The 12,315-nt window shown below is 76.1% G+C and carries 11 protein-coding genes; 4 read left to right on the forward strand and 7 right to left on the reverse strand.

Annotation, left to right across the window (positions count from 1 at the left end; genetic code table 11):
• Positions 1-6: 6 nt before the first annotated feature.
• Positions 7-396 carry an ATP-binding protein gene (locus F8568_RS50240; RefSeq protein WP_160573548.1) on the reverse strand — a complete coding sequence of 130 codons (390 nt, stop codon included), beginning with the start codon at positions 394-396 and terminating at the stop codon, positions 7-9.
• 283 nt (positions 397-679) lie between these two features.
• Between F8568_RS50240 and F8568_RS08935 the strand changes: the two genes are divergently transcribed.
• Genes F8568_RS08935 through F8568_RS08945 form a run of 3 tightly spaced genes read left to right on the forward strand, consistent with a single transcriptional unit; the run spans position 680 to position 4,537 of the window.
• Positions 680-1,360: a TetR/AcrR family transcriptional regulator gene (locus F8568_RS08935; protein WP_151593014.1), complete on the forward strand. Its 681-nt coding sequence runs from the start codon at positions 680-682 to the stop codon at positions 1,358-1,360.
• Positions 1,338-2,132: an ABC transporter ATP-binding protein gene (locus tag F8568_RS08940; protein WP_236008533.1), complete on the forward strand. Its 795-nt coding sequence runs from the start codon at positions 1,338-1,340 to the stop codon at positions 2,130-2,132. The genes F8568_RS08935 and F8568_RS08940 overlap by 23 nt, the downstream gene beginning before the upstream one ends.
• Entirely contained in the window at positions 2,129-4,537 is a 2,409-nt protein-coding gene (locus F8568_RS08945; protein WP_151593015.1) for an ABC transporter permease, read from the forward strand. Before F8568_RS08940 ends, F8568_RS08945 begins: the two co-directional genes overlap by 4 nt.
• 144 nt (positions 4,538-4,681) lie before the next feature.
• Here F8568_RS08945 and F8568_RS08950 read toward each other — a convergent pair whose 3' ends face one another.
• From F8568_RS08950 to F8568_RS08965, 4 genes are all read right to left on the reverse strand, one after another.
• On the reverse strand, positions 4,682-6,328 hold the full coding sequence (locus F8568_RS08950) for an MFS transporter (RefSeq protein WP_151593016.1): 1,647 nt from the start codon (positions 6,326-6,328) through the stop codon (positions 4,682-4,684).
• Positions 6,329-6,450: 122 nt separating this feature from the next.
• Positions 6,451-7,743 (reverse strand): FHA domain-containing protein, encoded by a 1,293-nt coding sequence (locus tag F8568_RS08955; protein ID WP_151593017.1) that lies wholly within the window; start codon positions 7,741-7,743, stop codon positions 6,451-6,453.
• Positions 7,740-8,180, reverse strand: coding sequence for a hypothetical protein (locus F8568_RS08960; protein WP_151593018.1), 441 nt, complete (start codon positions 8,178-8,180; stop codon positions 7,740-7,742). The genes F8568_RS08955 and F8568_RS08960 overlap by 4 nt, the downstream gene beginning before the upstream one ends.
• A gap of 56 nt (positions 8,181-8,236) precedes the next feature.
• A complete protein-coding gene (locus F8568_RS08965) occupies positions 8,237-9,691 on the reverse strand; it encodes a hypothetical protein (protein WP_328600784.1) in 1,455 nt (484 codons plus the stop codon).
• Between the two features lie 366 nt (positions 9,692-10,057).
• On the opposite strand from F8568_RS08965, the gene F8568_RS08970 reads away from it, so the two are divergent.
• Positions 10,058-10,537: a MarR family winged helix-turn-helix transcriptional regulator gene (locus F8568_RS08970; protein WP_151593020.1), complete on the forward strand. Its 480-nt coding sequence runs from the start codon at positions 10,058-10,060 to the stop codon at positions 10,535-10,537.
• A gap of 38 nt (positions 10,538-10,575) precedes the next feature.
• On the opposite strand, the gene F8568_RS08975 is transcribed toward F8568_RS08970, so the two are convergent.
• Both F8568_RS08975 and F8568_RS08980 read right to left on the reverse strand, forming a co-directional pair.
• Positions 10,576-11,253: a hypothetical protein gene (locus F8568_RS08975; RefSeq protein WP_151593021.1), complete on the reverse strand. Its 678-nt coding sequence runs from the start codon at positions 11,251-11,253 to the stop codon at positions 10,576-10,578.
• Between the two features lie 66 nt (positions 11,254-11,319).
• Positions 11,320-12,171 (reverse strand): NAD-dependent protein deacetylase, encoded by an 852-nt coding sequence (locus F8568_RS08980; RefSeq protein WP_328600785.1) that lies wholly within the window; start codon positions 12,169-12,171, stop codon positions 11,320-11,322.
• Positions 12,172-12,315: the final 144 nt, after the last annotated feature.

Raw genomic sequence — 12,315 nt, forward strand, 5'->3', positions numbered from 1 at the left:
GGGCGGTCAGCCGCCCGGGTCCAGGGCCGTGCGGAACCACACCACCTTCCCGCCGGCGGTCCGGTGCCAGCCGCGCGCCACCGACAGCGCCTGTACCAGCAGCAGCCCGTAGCCGTGCTCGTCCCAGGCGCCGGGGGAGCGGTGGCGCGGCGGCCGCGGGTCGGCGTCCGACACCTCGCAGCGCAGCGTCCCGGCCGCCGTGTCGGCCTCCAGCCGCAGATGCACGGGCGGGCGGCCGTGCGTGAGCGCGTTGGCGAGCAGTTCGTCGGCCAGCAGCAGCACCACGTCCGCGCCCGCGGCGTGGCCCCACTCGCGCAGCACCTCGCGGATCCGGACGCGGGCTGCGGCGACCTGCGCGGGGTCGTCGGGGACCGGCCACCCCGTGGTGGTGCGCACGGTCTCACCTCTGGACGGCGGTGGGAGGGGGAGCGGGCGCCGCCGCGGGCGGGGCGGCCCTGCGGGCCCGGCGCCGCCGCGCGGGGGGAGACGGCCGCCGTGATCCGGTATCGCCACGGTAGCGCCGCCGCGTCCGGGACGGCCGGAAAGTTCCGGAACCCGCACCGCCGGGTCAGGTGTCCATCGCCCGCGCCGCCCCTTTCGCCCCGGCACCCGCCGTCGCCGCGACCGTTGCATCGTGCAAAGGTCCGGAGCTACCCTGTTGGTCAGATGCTTTAAGCAAATGACCAACAGGGGAGGCGGGATGGCGTCCGGCGAGGTGCCGACGCGGGTGCGGCTGCTGGAGGCGGCCGTCGCGGTGATGGCCGAGGGGGGCTGGGCGGCGGTGACCTCGCGCGCCGTCGCCGAGCGCGCGCAGGCCAACAACGCGCTCGTGCACTACTACTTCGGCTCGGTGGACGCGCTGCGCCGCGCGGCGGTGATGCACGGGATCGAGGCGGAGCTGGAGGGCCCGGTCACCGCGATCCTGCAGGCCCCCGACGTCCTCGACGGCGTCGTCGAGGCCGTCGCCGGGCTCGCCGCCCGCGGCGCCGCGAGCCCGGGGCAGCGGGTCATGGCCGAGGCGCTGGTGGCCGGGCTGCGCGACGCGGAACTGCGCGAGCAGAGCGCCGTGCAGGTGCGGATGTTCCGCGACCTGCTGGCGTCCCGGCTCGCTGCCGACCGCGACGCGGGACGGCTGCGCGCCGACGCCGACCCCGCCGCGCTGGCCGTCGTCATCACCGCGTTGCTGGACGGGCTGCTGCTGCACGCCGTGATGGACCCGCAGACCGACGCCGCCGGTTCGGCGGCGTCCCTCACCGCCTTGCTGCGCGCCGCCGCCCCCGCCCCGGACGGCGTGTCCGGCGAACCGACCGGCCGTCCCCCGGCCGACGAAGGAGACGATGACGATGCGGCACGGCAGTGAACGGGCCCCGGCGTCCGCGCGGGACGGCGCGCCCGAGCCCGCGCCCGGACCGGACGGCGCGCGGGAACGCGCGGCGGTCCTGCTGCGCGGGGCGTCCAAGACCTACGGCAAGGGCCACGCCGCGGTGCACGCGCTGCGCGAGGCGGACCTGGAGGTCCCCGAGGGTGAGCTGGTGGTGCTGCTCGGCCCGTCCGGGTCCGGCAAGACGACCCTGCTGAACCTCATCGGCGGCATCGAGCCGCCCACCGCCGGGCAGGTCGTCGCGGGCGGCCGCGACATCTCCCGGCTCGACGAGGACGGCCGCACCGCCTACCGGCGCGACACCGTCGGGTTCGTGTTCCAGTTCTTCAACCTCGTGCCGTCGCTGACCGCGCTGGAGAACGTCCGGCTCGTCGCCGAGCTCACCGGCCGCGGCGACCGCGAGCGGTCCGCCGCCGCGCTCGCCGCCGTCGGCCTCGCCGAGCGCGGCGGGCGCTTCCCCGCGCAGCTGTCGGGCGGCGAGCAGCAGCGTGTCGCGATCGCCCGCGCCATCGCCAAGGACCCGGCGCTGCTGCTGTGCGACGAGCCGACCGGCGCCCTCGACCTGGACACCGGGCGCGGCGTCCTGCGCGTGCTGCAGGACCTCAACGGCGAGGGACGCACCGTCATGGTCGTCACCCACAACGCCGCGATCGCGTCGATGGCGCACCGCGTCGTGCGGATGCGGTCGGGCCGGATCGTCGAGGTCGCCCGCAACGCCGCGCCCGCGCCCGCCGAGGAGGTGACCTGGTGAGCGTGCTGACCGTCAAGCTCCGCCGGGACCTGCGGCGCCGCCCCGCCCAGCTGGTGTCGGTGGTGGTGCTGGTGATGCTCGGCGTCGCGCTGTTCGGCGCGTCCTACGACGCCTACAGGAACCTCGACTCCGGGTACCAGCGGCTGTTCGAGCGGTACCGGTTCGCCGACCTGACGCTGTCGGGCGGCGACACCGCCGCGATCGCCGCAGCCGCCGCGGCCGAGCCCGGCGTGGCCGCGACGGCCGCCCGCACCGTCGCCGACGTGCCGATGCGCATGCCGGACGGCGGCACCTTCGTCGGCCGCGTCATCGGCATGCCCGCCGGGTCGCAGCCCGCCGTCGACAAGGTCCAGGTGCTCCGCGGCCGCTACCTGGACGCGTCCGCGCCGGCGGGCGTCCTCGCCGAGAAGCACGTCGCCGACCACGCCCGCCTGCGCCCCGGCGCGCGGGTCGCGGTGTGGCACGGCGGCGCCTGGCAGCCGCTGGAGGTGCGCGGCACCGCCTCGTCCACCGAGTACCTGTGGCCCGCCGCGAGCCGCCAGGACGCGCTGCCCGCGCCCGGCTCGTTCGGCGTGCTGTTCGTCGCCGAGCCGCTCGCCGAGCGGATCGCCGGGACGTCCGCGCCCAACCAGGTCGCCGTCTACTACACCGCCGCCGGACGCCGCCACACCGGCTGGCTCGACGCCGCGCTCACCGCCGCCGCCCGCCGCCACGGCGCCGGCGCCGCCGTCACCCGCGCCGACCAGCCCGGCAACGCCACCCTCGCCGAGGACATCAAGGGATTCGCCGAACTCGCCGTGCTGTTCCCGCTGCTGTTCCTCGCCGCCGCCGGCGTCGCGGTGTACGTGGTGCTGGCCCGCCGGGTCGCCCGCGACCGCGTCGTCATCGGCACGCTGCGCGCCAGCGGCTTCCGCCGCCGCACCCTCGTCGGGCACTACCTGGCGACCGGCCTGGCCGCCGGGCTCGCCGGCGCGGTTCCCGGCGCCGCCGCCGGCGTGCTGCTGGCCGGCACCGTCACCCGGCTCTACGGCGAAGCGATCGGCCTGCCGGAGACGTTCGTGTCCGTGCGGGCCGCGACCGTCGCCGCCGGGCTGGGATACGGGCTCGCGGCCGGTGCGCTCGCCGCGCTCGCGCCGGCGCTGTCGGCCGCGCGGGTCCCGCCCGCCGAGGCGATGCGCGGCATCGTCCCCTCCGCCGGCGGGCGCGGCGCCCTCGCCCGCCTCGGACGGCTGGGCCGCATCGGGCGCCTCCGCCGCGTCGGGCGCGCCGTCCCCGCGGGCGCGTGGCTGGTGCTGCGCGGCCCGTCCCGCCAGTTCCGCCGCACCGTCTACACCATGAGCGGCGTGGTCCTCGCGCTCGTGCTCATCCTGGTGTCGTGGGGGATGCTCGACTCCTCCAAGGCGACGGTGTCGCGGCAGTTCGACCAGGTGCAGCGGCAGGACGCCGAACTGACCCTCGCCGGGCCCGCCGGCCCCGCCGCCCTCGCGGCGCTGGCCACCGTCCCCGGCATCCGCGCCGCCGAGCCGTCCGCGCAGGTCCAGGCCACCGTCACCGCCGGCGGGAAGGCGTACTCCACCGCGCTGGTCGGGTACCGCCCCGGCACCGCGATGCACCGGTTCCTCACGCCCGGCGGCGGCGCCCGAGCCCTGCCGGCGCGCGGCGTGCTGCTCGGCCGGGCGATGCGCGGGCGCCTCGGCGTCACCGCCGGCGACCGCGTGACCCTCCGGCTGCCCGGCGGCCGCACCGCCGCCACGACCGTCGCCGGGTTCGTCGACGAACCCCTCGGCACCTACGCCTACACCTCGCTCGCCCAGGTCGACGCCTGGGCGCCCGCCGGCGGCGCCCAAGGGAGCTCGGGTCGCCGCGACACCGCGCTCGTCCGGTTCGCCCCCGGCGCCGACCGCGCCGCCGCCGAGCACGCCCTGTCGGCCCGTCCCGGCGTCGTCGCCTGCACCGACGCGCACGCGCTCAGGCGCACCATGGACGGCTACATGAAGCTGTTCTACGTGTTCGTCGCCGTCATGCTGGCCTTCGGCGGGCTGCTCGCCTTCACCGTCCTGTTCGCCACCCTGTCGGTGAACCTCGCCGAACGCGGCACCGAACTGGCCACCCTGCGCGCCTCCGGCGTCGGCCGTCGCCGGCTCGCCCGGCTCGTCACCACCGAGAACCTCCTGGCCGTCGCGGTCGGCGCCGTCCCCGGGCTGATCCTCGGACGGCTCGCGACCGGCGCGTTCCTCGGCGCGTTCAACAGCGACCTGATGGCCTTCCACACCGACATCAGGCCCGCCACGCTCGCCTGGTCGGCGCTCGCCGTCCTCGCGGTCGCGTTCCTCGCGCAGCGCCCGGGCCTGCGCGCCCTCGCCCGGCAGAACCTGGGCGCCCTCGTCCGGGAGCGCTCGGGCTGACCCGGCGCCGCGGTGCGATGGCGGCGTCCGAGGAACGATCACCGTGGCCCGGACCGGCGGCGCCTCCATGGGGAGTCACCCCACCGGAAGCGCCGCCGCGCGGCACATGCCAGGACGACACCGTCCCGGCCGCCCGGCCGGGGCTCAGGCGTCCGCCGGCCGGGCGGCGGGGGCGCCGCCGCTCGCGGCCCGCCTCCTCGTCTCCACCCCGAACACCGCGACGACCAGCACCGCGAGCAGCAGCGGGACGGCGCCGAGCAGCGCGGTCGTGTTGATCGACGGCACCGTCGCACCCACCACCAGCACGATCGTCACGACCACCCCGCCGAGCTTGCCGACGCCCGCCGACAGGCCCGAGCCGCGCGAGCGGATCCGCGTCGGGTAGATCTCCGAGCTGTAGGCGGCCAGCACCGCGGCGATCGTGGCGGTCCCGACGATCGGGCCGGCCAGCAGCACGTACAGCCACGTCCGGTCGTGCGCGAGGGACTCGCCGGAGAAGGAGAACGCCACCAGCGCCGCCGCGGTCAGCGCGGTCAGCACGATGATCGTCTTCTTGGCGCTCCACAGCCCGTACATCGCCGCGGCGACGAACACCAGCGGCAGCCCGAGCAGCGAGGAGTCGCGCAGCGCCGCGTCGGCCGACTTCTGGGCCAGCCCGAGCTTCTGCAGGTTCGACGGGATCCACAGCTGGAACCCGTAGGTGACGAGGCCGATGCCCAGTCCCAGCACCACCACCGCGATGCTGAGCCCGGCGAACGGGGGCCGGAACAGCGGCGTGAAGCCCCCGCCGTGCGCGGCCTCCTTGCGCTCCTCGGCCGGCGGCTCCGCCCCGGCCGCCTCGGCCGCCTCGGTCTCCGCGACGTCCTCGACGGCGCCGTACCGGGCCATGATCGCGCGGGCCTCGTCCTCCCGGCCGTGCGCCAGCAGGAACCGGGGCGACTCGGGGATCCAGTGGTTCAGCGCGATCAGCAGCACCCCGGTCGGCATGCCCAGCAGCCACAGGATCCGCCACGAGTAGTGCGGCACCAGCGCCGACGACAGCGAACTGGTGATCGCGTAGGCGAGCGCCAGGTTCCCGCCGATCAGCACCATCACCCAGCCGCGGTGCCGGCCCGGGATCATCTCCGCAAGCAGCGAGAACGTGATCGGCAGCATCCCGCCCGCGGCGAGCCCCATCATCGTGCACATCACCAGGTTCCACGTGAACGACGGCATCGCCCCGCAGATCGCCGTGGTCACGAACATGACCCCGGCCAGCAGGATCGACGAGCGCCGCCCGATGCGGTCGCCGAGCCAGCCCCACAGGAACGAGCCGGCGACCGTCCCGGCCAGGCCGAACAGCGGCAGCAGCGCCACCGGCCAGTGCCCGCCGGGGTTCAGCGCCGACTTCAGCCCGTACTCCTTGCCCATCCCGGGCGCCACGAACGACAGCGTGATCGGCTTCATCGCGTCGATCGTCACCGCCGTCGTCATGACGATGACCAGGCCGATGTGCGCCGGCCGGAACGGCGCGTCGTACGCCGCGCGCACGCGCGCCTCCCCGCCGCGGCGGGACGCGGCGAGACCGCGCGGGATGAGCCCGTAGGCGGTCAGCGCCAGACCGGCCACGATGAGCGCCATCCCGGTGATCATCGGGGCGTCCATCGACATGCCGCGCATCATGTAGTGCATGTCCGCCGAGTCGATGTACATCGGCAGGTGCAGGGCGACGCCCGCGACGCAGGCGATGAACCCGGTCCAGAAGGCGGGCGGATGGGCGAAGGTGATACCGCCCACGGGCCGTGTTCGCATCACTGTCCTTTCGAGGGGGGACGAGGCCGGCGAGCCGGCCGCGGTGGGAGCCGCCGCGGCGCCCGGGGAGTGGGACGAAGCGCCGGGTCGTGCGGTGCGAGTCCGGTTCCGGCCATCTGAAATCAGACCTTCCGGTTGGACTCGAAGCGGAACGTCCGGGACAGCCCGACGCGGACGGTCGCGCCGGGCGCCAGCTCGGCGGGGGCGCCGGGCGGCAGCCGGACGAAGTCGGCGGCGCCGGGAGCGCGCACCGCGGTCCCGTTGGCCGAGCCGAGGTCGACCACGCTGACCTGCCATTCCTCCAGCCGGACGAGGACGTGCCGGCGGGAGATCGACTCCTCGGCGTCGGTCATCCGCAGCGGATGCGCGCGGCCCTCGGCCACCTCGGGCGCCCGCTCGGGCCGCCGCCCGATGAGGTGGTCGTCCTCGAGCGGGACCGCCTGCCCGTCGTCCAGCAGCAGCACGCCGAGCGGCGGCCGCGGCCCGTGGAACGGCGACAGCGTGAGCTGCAGCATCGAGATCCCGCAGACCGCGCAGTAGTGCGCGCGCGGGTCGTTGAAGTGCTCGTTCTTGCAGTTGACGCCGAGCACCCGCGGCCCGCCCGGGCGCCGCTTCGGATGCCTGCGGATCAGGCTGACCTTCTCCGGCGGCGCCCCGCCGGAGGCGGGTGCACCGGAGGCGGGTGCGCCGGGGGCGGAGGCGGGCGCGCCGTCGGCCGGTGCCGGCGGCGGCGCGGGCTCCGCCGTCGTCGGCCGGGCCGGCGCGACCGGACGCGGCGCGGGCGGCCCGGGGACCGGCGGGCCCGGGGAGGGAGTTCGCCGCAGCGCGGGGGCCGCCTCGTCCAGCACCGTCCTGAGCCGCTCGGACGGGACGACCCGCGGCCCGCCCGCGGCCGGAACGTCGGCGGGCGGCGCGGACGCGGCGGCGGGGCGGCGCAGCGCGCGGCGCAGGCCGCCGCCGCGCACCACGCCGGAGGCCAGCCGCAGCCGCGGCTCGGCCCGGCCCGCGCCGCCGAGCGTCAGCTCCAGGCTCGCCACGGGTCCCTCGAAGGTCCGCTCCGACGGCCCGTGCGCGCCTGCGCGGACGCGGACCTCGCCGCCGTCCGCCAGCATCACCCGCGCCGTCGCCTCGCCGCTGACCAGCACCGCGAGTCCCGACGGCCCGGACGGCCCGGCGACCGCGCACGCCGGCGGGCGGGCCCCGGCCCGGCCGGCCAGCGCCCGGGCGGCGCGGCGCACCAGCTCCGCCCCGTCGCCGCCCGCCTCGGCGACGTCCCGCAGCGCGGTCAGCAGCGCGTCCACCAGCGGCGCCGCGACCGCGTCGGGTGCCGCGCACACCAGCGACAGCTCGCCCTCCTGCGCGACCAGCCCGTCGCCGGGCAGCGGCCGCGCGAACGCCCGGGACCGGCCGCTCACAGCAGCCGTCCGCCGCGCAGCCTCCACTGCACGAAGAACACCCGCATGGGCCCGTTGACGAACAGCCACTGGCCGAGCCACACGAACACGAACATCGTCAGGAACATCGACGCCGGCACATGGTCTCCGACGCCGGGAACGAGCCCGGTGTTCAGCAGCGTCCACATCACCGCCCCCTCAGGAACGATGGTGACCAGACCGAAGAGCGTCGGCCAGTCCTTGTCCCAGCGGAACTGCATCAGCAGGTGGTACAGCAGCTCCCACGCGAGCCCCACCACGATCACCGCGAGGAGTATCGGGTACGCGGTCCGGTACGCCGCGCCGAGCGAGCCCGGCCGGCCCGGCGAAACCGGGACGACCAGCGCGGTCAGCAGCGCGCCGACGGTGGCCAGCACGAAGATCCGCGTCTGCAGGCGTCCGGCGAGGGTGGGGATCACGGTGCGAACTCCTGCGTCGGGGGAGGGGAGTGAAGAGAGGCGGGGCCGGGCGGCGGTCAGACGGGACGGCCCGTCATCCACCTGATCCACTGGCGGGTCGACCGCACCGGGCCGAGCCGCGCGCAGAACCCGCGGCGGGCCAGGTCCGCGGCGATGTCCAGCGCGGCGGTCTGCATGCCGAGGAAGCTGTCGACGGCGGGGAAGTGGTTGCCCGCCGCCGCGGCGCCGGAGGCGTACAGCACGCCGCCCTCGCTCTCGGCGCCGAGCACCTCGAAGTGCTCGCCGACCGCGAGCCGGCCCGCGCCGTTGCGCCGCGCGCCGCCGTACTGCAGCAGGTCGGCCAGCACCCGGTGCTCGGGCATGTCGGCCTCCAGCCCGGTGCAGTCGATGATGAAGTCCGAGGTGTAGCGGCCGAGGCGCCCGTCGTCGCCGCGGGTCAGCGACACCAGCCGCCCGTCCGGGGTCGGCTCGACCCGGTCGACGACGGCCTGGAACGGGTGGTACCAGCCGCCCGCGCGGCCCCGCCGCATCTGCTCCTGCCAGCGGCGCAGCTTCGGCGTGGTCGTCCCGCCGACGGCCTTGGACAGCGCGGCGCGCCGCTCGGGCCCCGCCCGCCGGAACTGCGCCTTCAGCTGCCCGCCGAACGCCGACTTCGGCAGCGTGAACGCCTGGTACGCCCAGCCGTCGCCGCCCTTGCGCCGCATCCACATCCCCTGGCCGTGCGCGCCGGTGACGAACGTGCGGAACATGTGCACGATCTGCGTCTGCAGCCCGAACCGCTCCCGGTCGTCCATCAGCCGCTGCAGGACGCGGGACGCGACGATCCCCGCGCCGCGCACCACGACCACGCCGGGCCGCGACTTCAGCGTCTCGTACACGTGCTCGTGCGGCTCGTAGGCGTTGACGACGCGGTGGTAGTCGTTGTGGGTCTCGCGGAACCGCTGCAGGTCGGGCAGGAACTTCAGGCCGGGGTAGCCGACCGCCAGGTGCACGTACTGCGAGCGCATCACCACCCGCTTGGTCGCGGAAGTGCCGGGCGGCGGCGTCAGGACGGTGAAGTAGCCGCCGCCCGCGCGGCGCCGCACCATCCGGACCTGCCCCTTGGAGAGCATCTGCCAGTAGGAGATCCGGTCGGCCTCGCGGCGGACGGTCTCGAACACCGTCGCGGCGCGCGGGCTGAAGAAGTCGGTGAGGATGGGCTCGGTCAGCACCTGCCACAGCAGTTTCACGGACTTGTCCTGCCACGCTTCGTGCAGCGCGTAGGACGGGAAGCCCCAGATGTTGTCGGGCCGGGCGCCGGCGTCGGAGCGGATCCGCTCGCCCGCGGGCAGCTGCGACACCCGGGTCAGGTACTCCCACGACTGCCAGGGCGCGTCCCGGCCGGACAGCACCCGGATCGCGCCCGCCGCGGCCCCCTGGATCCGCAGGACGTCCACCAGCGTGAACGAGCCCAGCCCGCCGCCGACCGTGACCAGCGGCACGTCGTAGAGCGGGATGCCCGCGGCCTGCACCTGCCGATCGTGCCAGACCGGCGACCGGAGCAGCTCGGGCGTGAGATCACCGGCTGGTCGGGCACCCTGCAACGACGTCCCCCGAGACAAGATCAGTTCGAACCGGCCGACACCCTATCCCAAACGCGGCGCCCGGCACGGGCGATCGCGGAGGCCGCCGGGCGTGCGGCCCGGCGGCGGTTTCGGATTGAAACGGGCGGCACGGGTATGCGCCCGGACCGAACTTCTCGCCGACCTGCTCCCGGACGGCGCCGGCCGGGACTGAGAGCCGGACCGAGGACGCGGGCCGAGAGCCCGCCGCCCCGTCCACCGCGCCGGACGGGGGCGGCGCTGGCGGCGCCGGTCGCGGAGCGGTAGAAAGTCGTCATGACCGAGGAAGGGGGCGAGGGCGCCGACGAGGTCACCTCCGCGCTGCTCACCGCGTCGCGGCTGCTCGTCGCGATCTCCGCGCGGTCCCTCGCCGCCGTCGAGGACGCCGTCACCCTGCCGCAGTTCCGGCTGCTGGTCGTGCTGTCCGCGCAGGGGCCGGCCAAGCTCGTCACGCTCGCCGGGCTGCTGGAGGTCAACCCCTCGACCGCGCTGCGGATGGTCGACCGGCTGGCCGCGGCCGGGCTGGTCGACCGGCAGGCCAGCCCCGCCAGCGGCCGGGAGGTGCGCATCCAGCTCACCGCGGCGGGCCGCGGCATCGTCGACGACGTCACCGCCCGCCGCCGCGCCGGCATCGCCGCCGTCGTCGCCCGGATGCCGCCCGGGCAGCGCCGGGCGCTGGTCGCCGCGCTGCGCGCCTTCAACGACGCGGGCGGCGAGCCGCCCCTCACCAACCTCGCCCGCCTCGGCTGGACCTGACGGGCCTGCCCCCGCGCGGCTCCCGCGGCTCCGGCGGTTCAGCCGCGCGGCATCACCAGCGCCCACGACTTGACCGAGCCGTGCCCGTGCCAGGGCAGGTGGTCGGCGATGTGCCCGAACGACGAGCCCGCCTCGCCGTTCAGCAGCGTCACCTCCGTGACCGGCCCGGACGGCAGCCGCGCGCAGAACGTGAACGCCCACACCGGGCGGTCCGGCAGCGCGTACCCGGTGAACAGCTCCTCGATCACGACCCATGTCGGCGGTCGGGCGGCCATGGCCGCCCGGTCGGCGCCGGTGAGGCCGCCGAAGTCGCGCGTCGCGGCCGGCCCGTAGAACACCTCCGCCTCGCGGCCGCCGCCGTCCAGCGGCACCGCGGTCGCGTGCGCGGCGAGGTCGCAGCCGGGCAGCAGGGCGGCGGCGAACACCGGGAACCCCGTGTGCGCCCACCCGTCGAGCGCGTCGGCGGCCGGGGGCCGGTCGCCGCCGGGCACGCCCACCGCCTGGTCCCAGGCGAACATCCCGCCGAAGCTCGGATGCGACACCCCGATGGGCAGCTGGACGAGCCCGTCGTCCTGCGGCTGCGGCGCCGCGATCGCGATCCGCACGCCCGTCCCCGCCACGTCGACCTCCGCGCCGGCGGCCGACGCGGGCAGCGCGTGCCCCTCCGCCAGCATCCGCGCGAGCAGTTCCGCGGCGTCCTCCGCCCCGATGTCCATGATGATCACCGTAGCGGGACGGAGCCGGAGGCATCCGCCGTTTCCCGCAACCCCCCGGCGGGGCCGTCACGAGGTCAGGGCGACGAGCTCCTCCAGGGTCGCGCCGAGCGGCGCGTCCAGCGTCAGCAGCGCGTGCGGGTCGCCGCGCGTCGCGCCCCGGTTGACGATCGCGACGGGTACGCGGTGCCGCGCCGCGTGCCGGACGAACCGGTACCCCGACAGCACCGTCAGCGACGACCCGAGCACCAGCAGCGTGCCGGCGGACTCGGTGAGCGCGTAGCAGTCGCGGACCCGCGCGGGCGGCACGTTCTCGCCGAAGAAGATCACGTCGGGCTTCAGCAGCCCGCCGCACCGCGCGCAGTCCACCGTCCGGAACGAGGCGGCGTCGGCGTCGGACAGCACGGCGTCGCCGTCGGGGTTGATCATGCCAGGACGGGCGTCCCAGCCCGGGTTGGCGGCGCGCAGCCGCTCCTCCAGCCGCGTCCGCGGGGTGCGCTCGCCGCAGCCGAGGCACACCACCCGGTCGAGGCCGCCGTGCAGCTCGACGACGCCGTCCGCGCCCGCCGCCTGGTGCAGCCCGTCGACGTTCTGGGTGATGATCCCCGCCAGCAGGCCGCGCCGCTGCAGTTCGGCGACCGCGCGGTGGCCCGCGTTCGGCCGGGCGCCCGCGATGTGCCGCCAGCCGAGATGGCTGCGCGCCCAGTAACGGCGCCGCGCCGCGGCGTCCCCGGTGAAGCGCTGGTAGGTCATCGGCTCGGCGCGCCGCCGCCGGCCGGTCTCGCCGCGATAGTCCGGAATGCCGGATTCTGTGGAGAGTCCGGCGCCGCTCAGCACCACCACGTCGCCGTCGGCGACCAGGTCCGCCAGGGCCGCCAGCCCCGGGACCGCCTCCGCCCGCTCCTCTGCAACCTGCGTCACCTCTCCATGGTGCACGACGGGACGGTTGACCGAACGCCCTGACAGACGGTGACCGCCGGCGCGTCCGCACCCGGAATGGTCTTGACAGCACTGACTGACTCCTGCCAAGGGATGACCGGGATATGTGCAGGTCAGGTGCGTGCA

This window comes from Actinomadura physcomitrii, from assembly GCF_008923205.2.
In the GTDB taxonomy this organism is placed as follows: Bacteria; Actinomycetota; Actinomycetes; order Streptosporangiales; family Streptosporangiaceae; genus Spirillospora; species Spirillospora physcomitrii.